The sequence below is a fragment of the Heliomicrobium undosum genome (assembly GCF_009877425.1).
Lineage (GTDB): Bacteria > Bacillota > Desulfitobacteriia > Heliobacteriales > Heliobacteriaceae > Heliomicrobium > Heliomicrobium undosum.
In genome coordinates, this window is sequence record NZ_WXEY01000002.1 from 241321 (window position 1) to 258365 (window position 17045).

The 17045-nt window shown below is 51.5% G+C and carries 23 protein-coding genes and 2 tRNA genes; 13 read left to right on the forward strand and 12 right to left on the reverse strand.

The genetic code is table 11. From position 1 onward, the window contains the following. Positions 1 to 50: 50 nt before the first annotated feature. The 3 genes from GTO91_RS03300 to GTO91_RS03310 form a co-directional block, all read right to left on the reverse strand. Positions 51 to 284, reverse strand: coding sequence for an FmdB family zinc ribbon protein (locus GTO91_RS03300; RefSeq protein ID WP_161254787.1), 234 nt, complete (start codon positions 282 to 284; stop codon positions 51 to 53). 69 nt (positions 285 to 353) lie between these two features. After that, positions 354 to 734, reverse strand: coding sequence for a phasin family protein (locus GTO91_RS03305; RefSeq protein ID WP_161254790.1), 381 nt, complete (start codon positions 732 to 734; stop codon positions 354 to 356). Positions 735 to 748: 14 nt separating this feature from the next. Next, the gene (locus GTO91_RS03310; RefSeq protein WP_161254792.1) at positions 749 to 1615 is read right to left on the reverse strand and encodes a DegV family protein; all 867 of its coding nucleotides are present in this window, start codon (positions 1613 to 1615) and stop codon (positions 749 to 751) included. Between the two features lie 108 nt (positions 1616 to 1723). On the opposite strand from GTO91_RS03310, the gene GTO91_RS03315 reads away from it, so the two are divergent. Beyond that, the gene (locus GTO91_RS03315; RefSeq protein ID WP_161254795.1) at positions 1724 to 2647 is read left to right on the forward strand and encodes a hypothetical protein; all 924 of its coding nucleotides are present in this window, start codon (positions 1724 to 1726) and stop codon (positions 2645 to 2647) included. A 176-nt stretch (positions 2648 to 2823) separates the two neighbouring features. Here the strand turns inward: GTO91_RS03315 and GTO91_RS03320 are convergent, their stop codons facing one another. From GTO91_RS03320 to GTO91_RS03330, 3 genes are all read right to left on the reverse strand, one after another. Further along, positions 2824 to 2973, reverse strand: a complete 150-nt coding sequence (locus GTO91_RS03320; RefSeq protein WP_161254798.1) for a hypothetical protein — start codon at positions 2971 to 2973, stop codon at positions 2824 to 2826. A 147-nt stretch (positions 2974 to 3120) separates the two neighbouring features. Then, a tRNA-Leu gene (locus GTO91_RS03325) sits at positions 3121 to 3207 on the reverse strand. A gap of 60 nt (positions 3208 to 3267) precedes the next feature. Next, positions 3268 to 4284, reverse strand: a complete 1017-nt coding sequence (locus GTO91_RS03330; RefSeq protein WP_161254801.1) for a L,D-transpeptidase family protein — start codon at positions 4282 to 4284, stop codon at positions 3268 to 3270. Between the two features lie 101 nt (positions 4285 to 4385). Here GTO91_RS03330 and GTO91_RS03335 point away from each other — a divergent pair, with 101 nt between their 5' ends. From GTO91_RS03335 to GTO91_RS03340, 3 genes are all read left to right on the forward strand, one after another. Next, positions 4386 to 5354, forward strand: coding sequence for a serine hydrolase (locus GTO91_RS03335; RefSeq protein ID WP_161254804.1), 969 nt, complete (start codon positions 4386 to 4388; stop codon positions 5352 to 5354). A 109-nt stretch (positions 5355 to 5463) separates the two neighbouring features. Then, positions 5464 to 5589, forward strand: a complete 126-nt coding sequence (locus tag GTO91_RS18335) for a hypothetical protein (protein WP_268894798.1) — start codon at positions 5464 to 5466, stop codon at positions 5587 to 5589. 44 nt (positions 5590 to 5633) lie between these two features. Continuing rightward, positions 5634 to 5780 (forward strand): hypothetical protein, encoded by a 147-nt coding sequence (locus GTO91_RS03340; RefSeq protein ID WP_161254808.1) that lies wholly within the window; start codon positions 5634 to 5636, stop codon positions 5778 to 5780. Positions 5781 to 5966: 186 nt separating this feature from the next. Here the strand turns inward: GTO91_RS03340 and GTO91_RS03345 are convergent, their stop codons facing one another. After that, positions 5967 to 7028 (reverse strand): branched-chain amino acid aminotransferase, encoded by a 1062-nt coding sequence (locus tag GTO91_RS03345; protein WP_456318572.1) that lies wholly within the window; start codon positions 7026 to 7028, stop codon positions 5967 to 5969. A 177-nt stretch (positions 7029 to 7205) separates the two neighbouring features. On the opposite strand from GTO91_RS03345, the gene GTO91_RS03350 reads away from it, so the two are divergent. Both GTO91_RS03350 and GTO91_RS03355 read left to right on the forward strand, forming a co-directional pair. Then, on the forward strand, positions 7206 to 7586 hold the full coding sequence (locus GTO91_RS03350) for a hypothetical protein (RefSeq protein WP_161254813.1): 381 nt from the start codon (positions 7206 to 7208) through the stop codon (positions 7584 to 7586). Positions 7587 to 7805: 219 nt separating this feature from the next. Further along, positions 7806 to 9041 carry a 4Fe-4S dicluster domain-containing protein gene (locus GTO91_RS03355; protein WP_161254816.1) on the forward strand — a complete coding sequence of 412 codons (1236 nt, stop codon included), beginning with the start codon at positions 7806 to 7808 and terminating at the stop codon, positions 9039 to 9041. Between the two features lie 25 nt (positions 9042 to 9066). Here GTO91_RS03355 and GTO91_RS03360 read toward each other — a convergent pair whose 3' ends face one another. Together GTO91_RS03360 and GTO91_RS03365 are read right to left on the reverse strand one after the other, a co-directional pair. Further along, complete coding sequence (locus GTO91_RS03360; protein WP_161254819.1) at positions 9067 to 9774, reverse strand: phospholipase D-like domain-containing protein; 708 nt, start codon at positions 9772 to 9774, stop codon at positions 9067 to 9069. 259 nt (positions 9775 to 10033) lie between these two features. Then, the gene (locus tag GTO91_RS03365; protein ID WP_161254822.1) at positions 10034 to 10333 is read right to left on the reverse strand and encodes a zinc-ribbon domain containing protein; all 300 of its coding nucleotides are present in this window, start codon (positions 10331 to 10333) and stop codon (positions 10034 to 10036) included. A 239-nt stretch (positions 10334 to 10572) separates the two neighbouring features. Between GTO91_RS03365 and GTO91_RS03370 the strand changes: the two genes are divergently transcribed. Together GTO91_RS03370 and GTO91_RS03375 are read left to right on the forward strand one after the other, a co-directional pair. Then, positions 10573 to 10648, forward strand: a tRNA-Thr gene (locus tag GTO91_RS03370). A 304-nt stretch (positions 10649 to 10952) separates the two neighbouring features. Next, positions 10953 to 11207 (forward strand): hypothetical protein, encoded by a 255-nt coding sequence (locus GTO91_RS03375; protein ID WP_161254825.1) that lies wholly within the window; start codon positions 10953 to 10955, stop codon positions 11205 to 11207. 90 nt (positions 11208 to 11297) lie between these two features. Here GTO91_RS03375 and GTO91_RS18765 read toward each other — a convergent pair whose 3' ends face one another. After that, positions 11298 to 11483, reverse strand: a complete 186-nt coding sequence (locus GTO91_RS18765; RefSeq protein ID WP_407929513.1) for a tyrosine-type recombinase/integrase — start codon at positions 11481 to 11483, stop codon at positions 11298 to 11300. Between the two features lie 553 nt (positions 11484 to 12036). Between GTO91_RS18765 and GTO91_RS03385 the strand changes: the two genes are divergently transcribed. Both GTO91_RS03385 and GTO91_RS03390 read left to right on the forward strand, forming a co-directional pair. After that, the gene (locus tag GTO91_RS03385; protein WP_161255090.1) at positions 12037 to 12612 is read left to right on the forward strand and encodes a flavodoxin family protein; all 576 of its coding nucleotides are present in this window, start codon (positions 12037 to 12039) and stop codon (positions 12610 to 12612) included. A gap of 80 nt (positions 12613 to 12692) precedes the next feature. After that, positions 12693 to 13544, forward strand: coding sequence for an MBL fold metallo-hydrolase (locus tag GTO91_RS03390; protein ID WP_161254827.1), 852 nt, complete (start codon positions 12693 to 12695; stop codon positions 13542 to 13544). A 320-nt stretch (positions 13545 to 13864) separates the two neighbouring features. On the opposite strand, the gene GTO91_RS03395 is transcribed toward GTO91_RS03390, so the two are convergent. Continuing rightward, positions 13865 to 14509 carry a hypothetical protein gene (locus GTO91_RS03395; RefSeq protein WP_161254830.1) on the reverse strand — a complete coding sequence of 215 codons (645 nt, stop codon included), beginning with the start codon at positions 14507 to 14509 and terminating at the stop codon, positions 13865 to 13867. A 793-nt stretch (positions 14510 to 15302) separates the two neighbouring features. On the opposite strand from GTO91_RS03395, the gene GTO91_RS03400 reads away from it, so the two are divergent. The 3 genes from GTO91_RS03400 (at position 15303) to GTO91_RS03410 (ending at position 16428) form a co-directional block, all read left to right on the forward strand. Continuing rightward, a complete protein-coding gene (locus tag GTO91_RS03400) occupies positions 15303 to 15497 on the forward strand; it encodes a hypothetical protein (RefSeq protein WP_161254833.1) in 195 nt (64 codons plus the stop codon). Between the two features lie 153 nt (positions 15498 to 15650). Beyond that, positions 15651 to 15962, forward strand: a complete 312-nt coding sequence (locus GTO91_RS03405; RefSeq protein WP_161254836.1) for a zinc-ribbon domain containing protein — start codon at positions 15651 to 15653, stop codon at positions 15960 to 15962. Positions 15963 to 16278: 316 nt separating this feature from the next. After that, the gene (locus GTO91_RS03410) at positions 16279 to 16428 is read left to right on the forward strand and encodes a hypothetical protein (protein ID WP_161254838.1); all 150 of its coding nucleotides are present in this window, start codon (positions 16279 to 16281) and stop codon (positions 16426 to 16428) included. A gap of 77 nt (positions 16429 to 16505) precedes the next feature. On the opposite strand, the gene GTO91_RS03415 is transcribed toward GTO91_RS03410, so the two are convergent. Next, on the reverse strand, positions 16506 to 17045 hold the full coding sequence (locus GTO91_RS03415) for a cupin domain-containing protein (RefSeq protein ID WP_235918964.1): 540 nt from the start codon (positions 17043 to 17045) through the stop codon (positions 16506 to 16508).

Here is a 17045-nt window from a genome sequence, read left to right on the forward strand (position 1 = left end):
AGCATTGATGGGATGGAATCCCACGCTGACTTCTGGCAGGGTCAGAGGCGTTAAAAAGGACAGCCGCAGCCGCCGCCAGAGCAGGCCCCCGGTGTCGGCATGGGGCATCCGCCCGTTCCGCAGGGGGACGATGAACTGGACTTCCCGACAAAAAAGCCCGTCATCAGCGCTTTGGCGCCTTTTTGTCCGCATTCGGGGCAAGGGACTTCGCTCCGCTTATCGTAGGCCACCAACTCGGAAAACCGGTGACCGCAGTGGGTGCATTCGAAATCGTAGGTCGGCATCGTCTCTCCCTATCTCTCCTTTTTTTCTGGGGACATGTTAGTTTCCGATAAGAAATTACTCTTAAAGAACTACTCTGCCTTTTCCTCCGTCGTTTCAGCGGCCGGAGCCTCAGCAGGGGCCGGCTCGGCGTCGATGACAACCTCCTGTTTCGGTTGGATGCCCAGCTTCTCCTCAATGGCGGCGATGCGCGCCTCGAGGGCGTCAAATTCCTTGCGGGTGACGAAACCGAAGTCGTTGCGGAGACGGCCAAATTCGCTCTTGAACGTGTCGGAGACGACCTCGCGCTGTTCCTTGCTCTTTTCCAGCAGTTCTTCGATGATCTTGCTGGCTTCCTCTTTGCTCATCTCGCCTTTTTTCACCAATTCATCGACGATGACCTCAGCTCGTTCCTTGGTCAAGGTGACGGCGCCGAGGCCGGCCAGCAGTGCTTTGCGTACGATGTCCAACATGGGCAACACTCCTTTTATTCGTATTTTTCCAATGGAGCCATGGCGACACCGACGGTGCCCGGCCCCACATGAACCGCAATGACAGGACCAATGTCGCTGAACGTCGGCTTCGCTTCCGGGACCAGATCGACAATCTGCTCGCAGAATTCCTTGGCCGCCTCCGGGGCGTACACGTGCCCCACATCGAGGCGGAGCGGGCCTTCCTGGCGCCAGCGTTCGGCGATGAATTCAGCGACGCGCTGAAAAGCTTTCCGGCGGGTACGGATCTTCTCAAAGATCTCGATCCGGCCCTCTTGGAGCCAAAGGATCGGCTTGATTTGCAGCAACGATCCGATGAGCGACTGGGCGCCGCCGATGCGCCCGCCCTTATATAAATATTCCAAAGAATCGACGATCAAAAACAGGTTATGACGATCACGGACGCGACAAATCGCTTCGATTACCTTTTCCGGCGGCATTTCGGCGGCGATGGCGGCATGGGCGGCCTCCACCTGCAACTTCAGACCCATGCCTGCCGACAGGGAATCGACCACATGGATCGGAGCGCCCTCCAGACCGGCAGCCACGGCAGAGGCGGCCTGCCAGGTGCCGCTGAGGCCGGAAGAGATGTGCAACGAAATCACCGGCTCTCCTGCGGACGCGAGGACTTCGTACAGTTCAAGAAACCGGGCCGGCGGCGGCTGGGACGTGGTGGGCACTTTCGGCGCCTTGCGCAGGTACCCGGCAAAAGCCTCGCTGTCAATTTCGGTTTCGGGAAAAGAGCGATCTTCGGTGATCACCTGCAGGGATAAGACATGGGCCTGCAAGCGCCGGATCTCCTCGGATGTCAAGTAGGCTGTGCTGTCTGTGACCAGTTGGATGCGGGGCAAGGGGCGAAACACTCCCTCCCAAGAAATGTGACCAGCGCCAAAAGTGGTCGGAAAGTTCTCCAGGGCAAACAGCCATATTAGTCATAAAGGTTTGGTCAAGGGTGTAAGGAGGGATTGGGGTTGACCCTTCATCGATGGACTGCGGGTTTGTTCACCCAATTGATCCCACCGAATATCTCTGTGCTCATGGAGACGCGCACCGATCGTCTCGTCATCCAGGCGCCGACACACCGCATCGCCTTTCAGGAACCGCCGGTCCGTCTGTCAAATCCGGTCATCACCGTGATTCCCCGGGAGCCGGGCGGGCAGCGATTCCGGTATCGTTGCGGCATGTCGCCGGTGGCCGATGTCTCTGCCACTACCATCCATTATACCACTGAAGGGTGCCAATTTAACTTATTTTTGCAACGACCGTTGCATGTGCTGCACGGCCCTACCGTATCGGCCGGGGAATGGCGGACAAGCATTCCGATCCTGGGCAGTGACGCCTTGCAGGGGGCCATCGCCGCATGGACTATGGCGGTGCTGATCGGGCTTCCCCCTGATGAGGCGGCTAAAAAACTGTCCCTCATCAGGCCGCCGGAGGGGGAACGGCAGATGGTTCCCTTAGGCCCCCAGTCGTGCCATCTCCTCTGGGACCGAGGCCGTGACTGCGCAAGCATCAGCGAACTGTTGACAGCTGTCGCCTGCCATGATTTCGGCGCCATCCATGTGATGCTCCTGCCTCCCGACCCGGTAACAGCTGCAGAGTGGCTTGCCCTTCTCTCCGATTGGTATGATGCGCTCGGCGCGCCCGAGGTCCACATCCGTCTCCCCCGCTCGGTCCGCTTCGCCTTGCCCGATTGGACCATCCGGATCGACAACCCGCAGCGCTTCCTCATGGAAACCCTGTCCCGCTTGTCGCCGGAGGACCTGCTCCTCTGGGTAGGCCCGAAACCGCCCATTCCTCTGGGGGACATGGAGCCCCAGCAGACCGACCGGATCTTCGCGGGGTCTCCGACACTGAAGACCCTCGCCGGCGCTTTATCTCCGAATTATGTGTGAATCCTGAATAGGCATTCGCCCTTTGGGCAAACTAGTGATGCTCCGCTTTTTGGTGGATATATCTCTCCCTGCCAGCGCCATGCGCTGGATTTTTTTTAGAAAAAAACCGGGCGAAACCGGCCCGGCGGAATTGTCTGTTGTTTTTAATCAAATAGCTTTATACCGAAAAGGGGACTTTAATGAAACCGGTGCCGCTTTTTCCGGGATGTCAGTACCGAACCGATATACATCATGGTCGGAATCGCGACCGCATGAAAAGCAAACCATCCGGCGTGGCCGAACTCAAATCCGGTATCATGAACCAGCGTCTTATCCCGTTCCCACATGCCGTTCCCCCCCTTTCTCTTCCGCTCTACCTCTTAGTCTGGGACAGGGGGAACGAAATATCCCCGGAGAGGATTGGGAGGGGAACTACGAATAAAATCAAACCCGGAAAAGCAAAAAAGACGGCATAAACCGTCTTTCTCATCAAATGGTGCGGTCGAGAGGACTTGAACCTCCACAGCCTTGCGACCACTAGAACCTGAATCTAGCGCGTCTGCCAATTCCGCCACGACCGCCTATTGGTTCCCTCTCTTTGTTGTCGAGCGAGAACAATACGAATTATACCCAGGGTTGGCTCAGCCGTCAAGCCCCTTCTTTTTCTCCACCTGAAAATCGAGGAGCCGGAGGGTCGCTTCGTCGATGACACCGGTTTCGCTTAACTGGTGCTGTCGTTGGAAGTTGCGGACGGCTTTTTCCATCTCCGCCCCGAAACGCCCATCAGCCAAGCCCGGCGAAAACCCTTTCTCCTGCAGGCGGAATTGAATTCGGGCCACCTCTTGGCCGGTCATGCCGGTTTTATAGGCGCTGTTGGACAATTTGACCTTCTGCGAGTCGATGACACGGACGACGGTCCGCAAGGGGACCCATTCAAAGAGTTCCTCTACGTCGCGGTTGTGCATGCGAAAGCAGCCGCCGCTGACGCCTTTGCCGACCGACCAGGGTTTGTTGGTGCCGTGAATCCCGTAGATGCCCCAAGGGACGTTGAACCCCATCCAGCGGCTGCCGAAACCGTCGCCCCAGTGTTTCTGTTTGTCGACGATCCGCCATTCGCCGACGGGCGACGGGGTGGCCCTTTTTCCTGTCGCCACCGGGTAGGTCTTATAGACGTTCCCGTCGGTGAGAACAGAGAGGGTGTTTTTTTCCAGTTCGACGACAAGAGTGATGGCGCCTGCAGGCGCCGAGGGGGGCTTTTGCGGTTCCACCGGTTGGCTCGTCATCACCGGCGGCGCCAGCGCGAGCCAGGTCGAGGACGAAACGCAGCCGTCGGCCTTCAGCCTTTTTTGCCGCTGCATCTGCGTCACCGCATCCACCGTTTTCGTGTCGTACACGCCGTCGAGCGGTCCACTGTAATAGCCGAGTTCCTTTAACCGCTCCTGCAGTTCGGCCACATCACTGCCTTTCAGCGGCGGCGCCGCCGGGTAGAGCAGCCGGTCGAGGTCGGCACAGGCGGAGCCCAGCGATTCGGACAGGGTTTCCTCCGGTTCGCCCCCCAGCCGGAAGGCCGCCGAAGCCAGCAGGGCCAAGAGCAGCAGCGATAGTCCTCCCGCGATCCACCGCCAGCGGCGGTTTCGCAAATTAATGGTGAAAAACACAAAGCGCCCCCCCTAACACGGCATTATTAGCGCTCCTTCATTCATACTCCACTTTTCGCTACCGTATGATGGTGAGAGGCGATCAAAAAGGAGGAGTCAGCTTGGCCGCGCGGATGGTGGCGTCCAATGTGAAAAGACAGGCCCTATGGGTTGCCGGCTTGTTGCTCCTGCTCGCCTCCCTCGCCTGGGGGTGGCTTTATTGGCAGCAGCGGCAGATCGCCCAACTGCAATTCGTCTTGCAACTCGAAGAGACGCAGAAAACGACCGTCGCCACCGGACCGGAGTATGACAAATTGCGCCAGCGAATCCGCAAGGATATGGCCGAATCAGGCGTCGACTATGCTCTGTTTTTGGAGGACCTGAAGAGCGGCAGACAGTTCACTATCGAACCGGACAAAAACTTCCAGGCTGCCAGCGCCATCAAGGTGCCGCTGGTCCTCTTCCTCTATGCCTTAGCCCTTGACAAACGGATCGACCTGGATGAAACGATGACCCTCACCTCGGGCGACCTGGCGCCCAGTTCGGGTGGGCTCTGGAGCTACCGCCCCGGCCGGCAGTACACCCTTCGGCAACTGGCAAAGCACGTCATCGAGGACAGTGACAACACAGCCACCAACATGCTCATGCGCCGGGTCGGGCGGTCCAACTTCTACCTCTTCCTGCGACTTGCCGGCGCCCACACAGTGCCGGCTGGACCTGGAAAGGGCAATGTCACCTGCGCCCGTGACATGGCCCTCTACCTCAAAGGGATCTGGATTTTCCGGCAACTCAACCCTGACTACGGGGAGGAGATGTTCCAGTACCTGCTCCACAGCAAGATCGATGACCGTATCCCCGCTGGTGTTCCCGATCACATCAAGGTGGCCAACAAGATCGGATCGCAGATCGGCTTTTTCCATGACGCCGCCATCGTGATGCTCCCCAACCGCCCCTATGTGTTGGCCATCCTCTGCCATCATCCCAGCGAGACCGAGGCGAATGCGGCCATTGCCCGGATCTCCCGGATCATTTATGAGTTCCAGCAGTCCCAGCCAAAGGCTGTGCAAGCCATTTCTCCTTATGTTCCTTAGGCGTGTGTATGACTGACCGTAGAGAGAAAAGGGACATATGATGCATCAAAAGAACATTATGGGCAGAGAGGATAAAATTGCTTATGAGCAGGCTAGAGGGGGTGTCTTTATGAGCACCTATGGGCGTCCGTGCGGCGCCTGTTGGGAAAACGGCAGTCTGGTCGTGGCGCTCATCGTCATTGTGGCGCTCTTTGGCAGCCTCTGTTTCTTTACCTCCGGCGATAGGGCGCATTGATTCGGGTAGATGGAACAAACTATCGGCGGGAGGTGAACGCAGCAATGGCCAAGAACGCCGACAAGACCAAAACCAATTTGGGAACCACGGCGCCGCAAACGACCGCTACCACCGCTACCACCGCCGGCGGTATGAACCCTGCAGGGACGACCGCCGCTGGCACCACCGCCATGCCAAGAACGAACAAATAAAAACGTTGTCACCAAAAAAGCCAGCCCGATGGGCTGGCTTTTTCTGCAGATGACCTATTTTTTATTAGGATTCGCAGGTTCCGAGCGGATTTTCTCGGCTTCTCGCTAGCCTCCGAGTCGTACTATTGAACTCGGAGCGGACCGCTTGCTAGGCCGATTGTCTTTGACTAGACCGTTTTGCTTCGATTAGACCTCGGCAATCCAGCCGAAATCGTCGCTGCATTTCCCGTACTGCATGCCGGTGATGGCGTCAAAGAGCCGCGCCGACAGTTCGCCGGTCACGCCGCCGTTGATGGTGACTTCCCTTTCGCCGTGGCGAAGCAGACCGACAGGCGAGATGACGGCAGCCGTGCCGGTGCCGAATACCTCTTCCAGTCGTCCCTCGTCATAGGCCGCAAAGATCTCATCGACGGAGATAGCGCGTTCGGACACGGCGATCCCCCAGGAATTGAGGACCTGCAGCACCGAATCGCGGGTGACGCCGGAGAGGATGCTGCCGGACAGCGCCGGGGTCACCACTTTCCCGCCGATCTTGAAGAAGACGTTCATGGTGCCCACTTCTTCGATGTATTTTTTCTCAATCGGATCCAGCCAGAGCACCTGGGTGAAGCCCATCTTTTTCGCCTGTTCGCCGGCGTACAGACTGGCTGCGTAATTGGCTGGGGTCTTCACGTCGCCAAGCCCTTGTTTGGCCGCCCGGGTAAACTCATCGGTGATGTAAATCTTGACAGGGTTGAAGCCTTCCTTGTAGTAGGCGCCCACCGGAGAGAGGATGACCATGAACTTGTACGTATTCGACGGGCGCACACCCAGGTAGGGGTCGGTGGCGATGATGAAAGGCCGGATGTATAGCGCCGTCCCTTCGGCGCCGTAGACCCAGTCCCGTTCGATATCGACGAGGGTCTTGATGGCGTTGACGACGAAGGCCTCGTCGAAGGCAGGGATGCAGAGCTTCTGGATCGAGTAGGACATGCGGCGGATGTATCGTTCCGGGCGGAAGAGGACCACACGGTCGTCTTTGGTCCGGAAGGCCTTCATGCCTTCAAAGACGGCCTGCCCGTAGTGAAAGACCATGACCGAGGGATCAAAGAGCAGCGGACCATAAGGCATGATCTGGGCGTTGTGCCATCCCTGTTCGACCGAATAGTCCATGACAAACATGTGGTCCGTAAAAATCGTTCCAAAACCGAGCTTATCGGCTGCCGGTTTTTCTTTTCTGGCCGGCGCAAGGTTGATTTGAAGTTCCATCGACATAGCCACCCATCCTTCATTCTTTCCCGGAACAAATCCAGGTTCCATCCAAAGTTTCTTTAAAGAAAATGGTACAGGATCGCCGGGAACAGTGTCAATGTGTTGAGGAGGAATTCACATGGTCCGGTATGGGGTTCTTATCACCGAGGAAAACTTGCTTCGGGAGGTGACCTGATGAGACGGCAGATCACTGCGGCCATCCTGCTCTTTTTATACATGATCGCGTCCGGATGCACGCCGGAACGGCGACCGCCGGAGACGAACCAGACACAGCAGCAGAACAAGGGTGAGCAAGGCGAGAAAAAAGGCATGAATGTGGAAGACAAGGACGAGGAGACGGAGAAAAAGGGCGACGAGGGCGAGCAAGAAGGCGGGAAGAAGAAAAGTAAAGGCGGCGACGAGGAGAGCGAAGAGGGCGGCAGTAAGAAAGGCGGAGAAGAAGACAGCGAAGGCGGTAGCGGCGAGGAAGGCGGAGATGAGGGCGCCACAAAGAAAAAAGATACTGCTGGAAGCGACGAGAAAAAAGGCGGCAGTGACAAGAAAGAGGAAGAATAATCCTGATGCTGGTTACCTGAAAGCCTCTAATTATTTGATATGGAAACTTTTGGGTCAAAATACAGTGACTTGGCGCTCACCCCCTTGTACCTCGTGCTTTCTTTTGATAGGATCAAATTGCCCTTGGGCGCGAGACGGAGGAATCTCTTGGTCGGTTGCATGGCCAGGGGGTTTCTTCGTTTTTAATTCCTCTTTGTCAAAAGGATTTGTTAAAGGGAGGTGTTTCCCATCGGTCACCTAGGGATGAAAAAGGAAGAGGTTCTCCGTGCGCTCGCCAGCCGGTTGGACAAAAACCCCATTGGGGCACCCATGAACGAAACGCTGATGGAGATCCTACACACGATGTACACCCACAAGGAGGCGGAGATCGCCAGCCAGTTTCCGCAAGGCTTTACGACGGCGGAACGACTGGCGGAGCTGACGGGAATTGCACAGCCAGAACTGGTCGCCCATTTGAACAACATGGCCGACAAGGGTCTGGTCATGGACTTCCCCCGCAAAGGCCGGAGCATGTACGTCCTCTCCCCGCTCGTCATCGGATTCTTCGAGTACACCTTCATGCGGGTCACCGACAAACTGCCCCAGAAGGACCTGGCGGAACTCTTCGAACGTTACTTCCACGACAGGCGCGTCGCCGGCGAGTTCTTTGGCGCCGATACGAAGCTTTTTCACACCTGGGCTTATGAGAGTGTCATGCCTGACGAGGTGGAAACAGAGGTCCTCGACTATGAAAAAGCGTCGGCCATGATCCGTGATTCCGGCGGCGGCCTGTCCATGTGCTACTGCCGTCACGAAGCCGATCACCTGGGCAAGGCCTGCGACGCCCCCATCGATGATGTCTGCACGTCCCTGGGCGCTGCGGCCGAGTGGCTGATCCGGCGCGGCTTCGCCCGCCCGGCCAGCACAGACGAACTGCTGCGCGTCCTCGACCATACGGAGTCTCTGGGCCTCGTCCACCTGGCTGACAACGTGCAAAAAAACCCGGCCTACATCTGCCACTGCTGTGGCTGCTGCTGCGGCGTGTTGCGGACGATCAACGAACATAACATCGCCTCGGTCCATCCGAGCAATTTCATCCCCGCCATCGATGAACACCGCTGCACCGGTTGCGGCGCCTGCCTGAAGCGTTGCCATGTGCGGGCACTCTCCCTGATCGATCGTTCCACGGCCGGCGACGGCCGCTCTTGTCGGACCGCTGGTTTCGACGACGCAGGTGCTCTCCTATCGACAAACACAGGCGGTGGAAGGACCGGCGCCGCGATGACCGGAGCAGCCAAGGTTGGAGGCGCGAAGATTGCTTTCGTCTTGACGGACCGTTGCATCGGCTGCGGCGCCTGTGTCAAGGGCTGCCGGCCCCGCGCCATCTCCCTCGTCCGCCGCGGCGAACTGCATATCCCGCCGAAAGACAAAAAAGAGCAGATGCTGCGCATCGCTCAGGAAAAGGGGAAGGTTTAACCTCCTTTTTTTCAATTCCATTTCCTCATTTCACATCCTCATAGTTGTCCCTGTCCTCCCACATCTCATCAAATTGCCGTTTCCAAGCCTGGGCCATGATCGGATCGCGCACGACCAGGAGCACATCGTCATCGACGGCAACGGCTCTCTCGCTGAAGTCCAGCCCTGTCGCGACGGCGGATCCGTCGACAATGACCGTTTTTAGGTTCATGCTCCCCTTGTGCCGGTTCTGTTTGACGGGAATGCCGGCGCGCTTCAAGGTCTTGAGCGCCTCTGCCTCCGCTTTGCTCCGGATCTCCTGGCGGTCGCATAGGACTCTCACGACAGCGCCCCGTTTTTTTGCCTCTGTCAAGGTTTTGACGATTTCCGGCTTGTTGATGCGGGAGACAGGCGCCTCGATGGTCGATTTTGCCGATCCGATCAGGTTCTGCAACAACATCTCCGGGTGCTGCCTGGCGCGGGTGAAGGCCCAATCAACAACCGGCGGGACCGGGTTTTGCGACAGCGATGGCGCCGGGGGGGATGCGGTTTGAACGCCTCCGGCGCCACTGCCGTCTGCCGCCCTTCCATTCGCGACGGTTTGCGAACCGACCATAGCTGGCGCGCTCCGCTGAACCCCTTCATCGGCCTTTGTCCTTCCCCGGTTCTCCACCTCTTTTTCAATCGGCGCCGCGCAGGAAATGATCAGAAAAGCCAGCGCCAGCACAGTCGATAACCAGGTAAGCCGAAGCATGCCCACACCTCCGATGTTTTCCATTACATACCGATTATTCGGTGCGGACCGGCTTTTTCCTTTTTTTGGCAGTATGTTTTTAAGATAACAAAACTCTCCTGAAGGGCAGTCCGCAGGGTATGAGAAAAATAGCGTTTCAAAATAACTTTTTCTTGCCCCGTCGGGTCACAAGCGATGATGAAATGAAAATGGCTTTGGCATAAAAAAAGCCCGCCCCAAGGGCGAGCGTGACTATCTTCAGCGTTTCTTACTGGGGGTTCTACCAGCGCGGGCGCGGTTGGAAACAGTCGCGGCAATAGACAGGCTTATCGAGCCGGGGCTTAAAGGGGACTGTCGTCTCCTTGCCGCAACTGGAGCAGACGACGGGATACATCTCCCGATCAGAGTGATGGCTGCTCCCCTGATAGCCGCCACTGGTTGCCTTGCGAGCGGCGCGGCAGGCGTGGCAACGCCCGGGTTGGTTCGTGAAGCCTTTCTCGGCAAAGAAGGCTTGTTCGGAGGCGGAGAAGATAAACTCGACGCCGCACTCCTTGCAGGTCAAGACCTTGTCTTGATACATGAAAGAACCCTCCTACGCAAAGTTGCCCTGTAGGGATATCCGACCTACCTCCCTGCCAGCGGCATTCGAGAAGGGTCCCGCGATTCCATATCAGGGTCTATTACCAGTATACACTTGATTTTGTAAAAATCAAGTAAAATATGCCATGATAATCCTTGGCTTTTCCGAGAACCCTTTCATCTTTTCGCGCTCTTCCATTGACAGTTTCCGCTGAATCGGTTATATTAAGCGGTGTTTGAGCCGGCGTAGCTCAACCGGTAGAGCAACTGACTTGTAATCAGTAGGTTGCGGGTTCAAGTCCTGTCGCCGGCTCCACAACATATGCGGGTCAGCGGGATCACCAGGTGGAAGAGAGAACCAAAATGTAGTTACCTTTGTAGTTACGGAGGGGCATCTCTGGCGAAGCCATGGGATTGAAATGGTCCGGTACGCAATCGGAACCGACGGAAGCTTTGGGCTGACGGCGGTTTTTTGCGTTTGTGGGGTGATTTGATTTTAGATTTCAGGTCTAACGATTTAGCCTGCATTCCGTAGAAGAATCTAAGAGTCATGTGTCATAATAAAAAATCGCCCTCATAGGCTGTGTTAGTGACCTAAATAATTTACGGGGGCGACAAATTTGAAGAAGTTTTTCTGGCTTTTTATTTACGGACTAGTGGGTTTCCTATCAAGTCTATTGGCACTAGTTCAAATTACAAAATTAACACAAAGCTTTTCTTTTCATACGCTAATGGGCTTGATTGCTATGGTTACTACTGCAATTACGAGTATATCTTATTTTATTTTAACATGGAGAAAACCAAGAAATGAATTTAGTTTGAACAAAGATGATAAGGTTGAAAAAGCTGAAGTACAAAAAGTTGAAACAGAATAAACATTCTAAACTAGCTTCCACTACTTCCTTGGACTTAGCATTCCCTCCAACTTCCCTATCGCCTGTTTTTTGACGTCAGGCAAGACGTCGCTATAAGTATAGCGTAATTCTGATGCTTCCGTGTCCTAGCAGTTCCTGCACCGTCTTTGGATGTACGCCTAACTCCAATAGCCGGGTAGCGTAGGTATGGCGTAGAGAATGCAGGTTGGTCTTCGGCACTCTCGCCTTGTCCAACAGTCGATGAAACACGGTGGACAAATTCCTCTGGCTAATCATCTTACCAAGCCTCGTCGAAATGATGAGGTTTTTCTGATCGTACCTCTCCCCTGCTACTAACCGTTCGATACTTTGGACCGTCTATCCACGTCCGGGAAGTCCTTAATGTCGTTCTTCTGCCGGATCAGACTGGCAACCATTTCTGTGATCACTCGTTGGAGATGCTTGTTCATTGTTGGCTTACGTCCTTTCAGCGTCTATGTGTTTGGGTCGTTGTAACTATATCTCCAGGTGGATTTACTAGCAACTGGAAGTTCTGTCCGTGAGGGGGAAAAGAAAAACAGCCCGTTGGGGGACGGACTGTGTGGATGACGGCCGTACTTCACCCCCACAGAAAGCCCTGTGTGGCCTATAAAGCGTTTAGCTATATCGTTCATACCATAACGGGAATCACCTCGGACGTGGGCCATTACAGCGGCCTTATGTGGGATGTGGGGGTTTTTAGGTGATCATTTCAGTCAATTTATCATTTCCATGGCAATATAAAGGATATTTCTGTCGGGGAAAGAAAACTTCAATAACAACAAATTTGCTACGTCTGGAGATGGAGTACGTGAAAGTAATAGGTATTAACGGAAGTCCCCGGAGAAACGGGAATACGGCCATCTTAATTCAAACAATATTTGACGAACTAAATCAGCAAGGAATCGAAACCGAGCTAATCCAATTAGCCGATCATCCGATAAAAGGCTGTACTGCTTGCGGTGGTTGCATGATTCAAAAAAATAAAAGATGTGTCATGGACGACGACTTCTTCAACGATTGCCTAGAAAAAATGGTTACCGCAGATGGAATTATTCTTGGTTCCCCTGTTTATTCCGCCGGGGTTACGTCTCAAATAAAAGCTTTAATTGACAGAGCCAGCATCGTTTTGGCGAGCAACAGAGGTCTATTGAAATATAAGGTTGGTGCAGGTGTGACCGCTGTCCGACGCGGCGGAGCGATCAGTGCCGTTGATACGCTACATCATTTTCTACACAGCAAAGAGATGTTCCTCGTCGGTTCAACTTACTGGAACATGGTTTATGGGAGAGATATTGGTGACGTCGAGCAAGACCAAGAAGGTATGTCCAATATGAAGAATCTTGGTCGAAACATGGCGTGGCTTTTGAAAAAGATTCATGGCTAGAGGCAAATATCTACCTTTGTTACTGGAAGAAGAGTTCTTCTTTGTTTTCGTTAGGCTTAGGAATAATCAAGGAGGGAACTATGCAAGTTTCAAAACATGTTCACGCATTAAAAATTCCATTTAACATTACAATTGATTCGGGTAAAAAACTTGAACGCTTTGTTTATTGTTTTATTATTTTTGGGTCGAAAATTCACTTAGTAGACTCAGGTGTATCTTCTTCTGAAAAGTTAATTTTTGATTATATTCGTCAAAAGGGAAGAAACCCGGAAGACATAGCATCTTTAACCTTAACACATTCCCACCCAGATCACATTGGTGCAGCTAAATCTATAAGGGACTTTTCAGGATGTACAATCATTGCTCACGAGAATGAAAAGGACTGGATAGAGAACACCGAAAAACAATTTGCGGATCGTCCAGTACCCGGCTTTTCTTCCTTAGTGGGCGGTTCGGTACCCGTTGATAAAACCGTTGAACACGGCGAAGAAATAAATTTAGAAGAAGGGCTAAGATTACATGTTATTCATACACCTGGGCACTCAAGAGGATCAATCTCCATGTCGTTAGACTACGAAGATATCTTATTTTCTGGTGATGTTATACCGTTACCTGGGGATATGCCTATTTATGATGATCCGTTGGTTTTAATCGAATCTATTGAGAAATTACAGCGATTAAAAAATAGAAGTATTTTACTTTCGTCCTGGGATGAACCACGGGTAGGTAATTTAGTTGATACTATAATTTCAGATGGAATCAAGCACCTTCGACAATTACATAATTCAGTTATGGAAGTAGCAACTAATCAAAAGACTGTTGACTCACTTGAAATGTCTAAAATAGTCTTACACAGAGTTGGATTACCCACGGCAATGGCGAGCATTCCTCTTGTGGTTAGATCTTTAAGTTCCAGTATTAAGTATATATAGCTAGGAACTTTTTCACCTACCTCCTCACCCCCTCAACCCCTGTAGCCCACTGTAGTTCCCCCTCTACTACAAACGAAAATCGCCTGGCTACGCTGCCTCCCCCATCCGTGAACCTTGGCGGGAACCGCGTAATCCAGGCGATCTTTCATTACGTCCGGCCGTTCCGGCCGCCGATAATCTTGAACTTAACGTAACTTCACCCATCTCACAAACTTAACTTGACCGCACTTCCGGTATTTAACTGACTTGTAATCAGTAGGTTGCGGGTTCAAGTCCTGTCGCCGGCTCCATAACATATGCGGGTCAGCGGGATCAGACAACTACTTTGTGGTCATTCGTTGTAGAATTTCTTCTGTAGATGCGGGAATTATACCTTTTTCATCTGCATAATTTCGATCAACAATCAACTCCATTTTCGGTCCTATAAAGAGATACCGAACACCTTTGAATTGTGCATTAATTACTTTTGTTTCTTCCAAAAACTTTAGTACGTGGTTTGCAAACGTACGAGAGTCATTAGCCGAAACGGTAAAGCGTGCCATTATATAGTGTTGATTTATATCTTCCTTATAATTGGCGGGATATCGCTTGCTTTTCAAATTGCTTACGAAAGGAGTGATTTCGGGTTGAACCGTTATCATCTCGGCACTTTTAAACAGGTCCGGGTATTCCTTATTGAATTGGGCGGTATACAATTGTTCCAAGAAATTTTCTGTAATGTATGTCTTTTGAGACATATATAGCGTAAACTTAACATGATTTGAATTTTCGCCGACAACATAGAACGGTCCCTTAATATCGTATCCTTTATACTTCACTTGAAAATCACCATTCAGATAGCTGTATCGGTCATGTAAGCAATTTTCAATAACGGACTTGTCTTCTTGTAAATCTACATAATATTTCACCAAAGAAAGTCCGACGATTATCAAAAGAAGAATCACTGGATATAAAAATTTCTTCAAATAATAGCACCTCTTCCCTCTTAGTTATCATTTTAAGCGAATTCCATACATAGTTCTAACAAGGCATCGTTCCTCTTGGGCAAAAAGAGGTTAGTTATTTTCCATAATATAGACTATATCTTTAGTAATTGTTCCGTCTTGTTCGACATAATCGAGGTCATATGAATCTAATAAGGTGAATTCTCGATTATTGAGGATATGTAAGATTTCTTCCTTTGGATGGTAATACAAATATATCGGATTATCTCCACTAAAACTCGTTTTTTCAAAACCTTCTTTATTTCTATCCATAAAACTAATGTAAAATCTACCTTTAGTATTTAAGTGTTTTTTAATGATTGATAACATATCTAGAAAGTCCATTGTACAAATATATGGAAGGCCAAAACCAAAAATAATAACGTCATCATTTTAGTAATACTTAAGTTTTCAACACACGTACTCAATACCCTTTTTCAGCGAGATTGAATTTTCACAAATTTTTTTATTTACTTTTTAACCTCAACACCTCCAAAATAACCCCAAACCCATACCTCGACAGCCCCCACTCCCGACAGATATAGTCATCACCGTACTTCTTTCGCCACTTAGGGAGCAGTTGAACATGCTGTTTGTACTTCATCCGATCAAACACCTCGAAAGGTACTAATTGGCGCCAGTTCTATGCTGCTCGACGGTACGCCACTGGTGTACAGCCATTCGATTACGTTCTTCGGCGTAACTGCTGCCAATAGCTAACCGCCTTAAAATTTGTTATAATATTGAAAAATCGTTAACCGAAAGGCGGATACCCATGGATCCACTTATTGTAACTGTTTTGCTATTCGCAGTGGCCTTACCATTTTTACTTGCGTTCGTCGCATATAAAAGGTTCACTTCTCCTGAACAAGTCGCCAAAAGAAGGTATTCCAAATGGGAAATCTCTTTTCAAGAGTTGCAGCACATCCTGAAGAACTTGGAAGTGACCAAGGCTGTTTCTATGGAATAATCGGCGTCCATACTTATGTAGGTCTAAGATTCCTATGTCCTGCGTAAACTAGAGCATATTGCCCTGATCAGGAAAGACACTTCTTGTCTCTCGTCCGACCTTCATGAGGTTTGACGGATTACCTGAGCAGGCTAATCAACGAGGAGGTTGTGGATGTTTCAGGACAAAACACTAACTTGTAAAGAATGCAGTAGTGAGTTTGACTTTACCGCTTCTGAACAAGAATTTTTCGCAGAAAAGGGCTTCACTAACGAACCGGGACGTTGCCCCAAATGCCGAGCGGCTCGTAAAGCTCAGAACAACAACCGTAGCGATAATCGTGGTGGCTATCGGCAAGAACGAGAAATGTTTCCTGCCACCTGTTCCGGTTGCGGCAAGGAAACCACAGTACCCTTCCAACCGCGTGGCGATAAGCCCGTATACTGCCGGGACTGCTTCCAGCCCCAACCCCGCAATCGCTGGTAGTATTTTAGCTTTTAAGAAAGCTCGCCTCAAAACGGCGGGCTTTCTTGTAGTCCCACTGTCGTTCCCTTCACGACTACAAACGAAATCGCCTGGCCACATTGCACTGGGTAAAAACCTCATTGGAAACCGCGATAGCCAGAAATGCGGCTCGAGAGCGGAAAGTTCCGGCGCCTGTAATTCGTTCTATGAGTAAAAAGTTTCAATCACCTGAAGTAAACGAGGCAATGATTACATTCTAGAGTACGGGGAGATAAACGGTGACAGGTCGGCCTACGCCCGGCGAATCCTAGTCGATACATTCTAAGGAGGCTCTGATATGTTACAAGTCGTTAAGCAACTCAAGGCGATGATAAATGAATTAAAAAACAGTGAAGATGCAAGCAAAGATAATGAAAGAGGAAAAAAGATACGAAAAACCATATCCATATTGGAATCCACTATCGACGAGTTAGAATATCACGTGTAGTTTACCTGCTCCCAACCGGTGTAGTACGGAGGAATGAAAACAGCCCGTCGGGGTGACGGACTGTGTAGATGGCTGGTTTATTCCGCAGCTAGGGCATCTGCTTTTGTTACATGGACTGTGCCATAGGGGTGTTGAGGTGGAGCGTAGATAGAGTACAATTTAAGCGGTATATTTCCTGTGTTAATCAGATTGTGCCATTTGCCAGCAGGTATGATGAATGCGAAATCATCACGAACATATGCTTGAAAATCTAATCTTTCCTTTCTGTCACCCATTTGGATAAGTCCTTGACCTTCTTCAATACGTATGAATTGATCTGTATTGGGGTGAATTTCCAAGCCTATGTCATCGCCGACATTGATACTCATCAAGGTAAGCTGTAAATGGTTTCCTGTCCATAAAGCGATGCGGAAAGTATTGTTTTGCTTCGTCGCTTCTTCGATGTTTACAACAAAGGGTTCTTTTCCGTAGTCCCTTAAATTGATGGGCGGATAAGCTTTCGCTTCTTCAGCATAAGGAAGATACTGGACAGGATGCTGGTTCAGATAATAAGCAGGGTACATAGGTATGTTAGCGAAGTAAGGGCATTGATACGCATTTTTGCCATAATAACACAT

Bases quoted from the DNA above. Each gene is read 5' to 3' on its own strand.
- GTO91_RS03390 (WP_161254827.1), top strand. From the start codon at position 12,693: ATGCAAGTTTCAAAACATGTTCACGCATTAAAAATTCCATTTAACATT.
- GTO91_RS03305 (WP_161254790.1), bottom strand. From the start codon at position 734: ATGTTGGACATCGTACGCAAAGCACTGCTGGCCGGCCTCGGCGCCGTC.
- GTO91_RS03360 (WP_161254819.1), bottom strand. From the start codon at position 9,774: ATGCTTCGGCTTACCTGGTTATCGACTGTGCTGGCGCTGGCTTTTCTG.
- GTO91_RS03410 (WP_161254838.1), top strand. From the start codon at position 16,279: ATGTTACAAGTCGTTAAGCAACTCAAGGCGATGATAAATGAATTAAAA.
- GTO91_RS03320 (WP_161254798.1), bottom strand. From the start codon at position 2,973: ATGTGGGAACGGGATAAGACGCTGGTTCATGATACCGGATTTGAGTTC.
- GTO91_RS18335 (WP_268894798.1), top strand. From the start codon at position 5,464: ATGAGCACCTATGGGCGTCCGTGCGGCGCCTGTTGGGAAAACGGCAGT.
- GTO91_RS03400 (WP_161254833.1), top strand. From the start codon at position 15,303: ATGGATCCACTTATTGTAACTGTTTTGCTATTCGCAGTGGCCTTACCA.
- GTO91_RS03340 (WP_161254808.1), top strand. From the start codon at position 5,634: ATGGCCAAGAACGCCGACAAGACCAAAACCAATTTGGGAACCACGGCG.
- GTO91_RS03415 (WP_235918964.1), bottom strand. From the start codon at position 17,045: ATGTGTTATTATGGCAAAAATGCGTATCAATGCCCTTACTTCGCTAAC.
- GTO91_RS03350 (WP_161254813.1), top strand. From the start codon at position 7,206: ATGAGACGGCAGATCACTGCGGCCATCCTGCTCTTTTTATACATGATC.
- GTO91_RS03365 (WP_161254822.1), bottom strand. From the start codon at position 10,333: ATGTATCAAGACAAGGTCTTGACCTGCAAGGAGTGCGGCGTCGAGTTT.
- GTO91_RS03405 (WP_161254836.1), top strand. From the start codon at position 15,651: ATGTTTCAGGACAAAACACTAACTTGTAAAGAATGCAGTAGTGAGTTT.
- GTO91_RS18765 (WP_407929513.1), bottom strand. From the start codon at position 11,483: ATGATTAGCCAGAGGAATTTGTCCACCGTGTTTCATCGACTGTTGGAC.
- GTO91_RS03345 (WP_456318572.1), bottom strand. From the start codon at position 7,028: ATGGAACTTCAAATCAACCTTGCGCCGGCCAGAAAAGAAAAACCGGCA.
- GTO91_RS03300 (WP_161254787.1), bottom strand. From the start codon at position 284: ATGCCGACCTACGATTTCGAATGCACCCACTGCGGTCACCGGTTTTCC.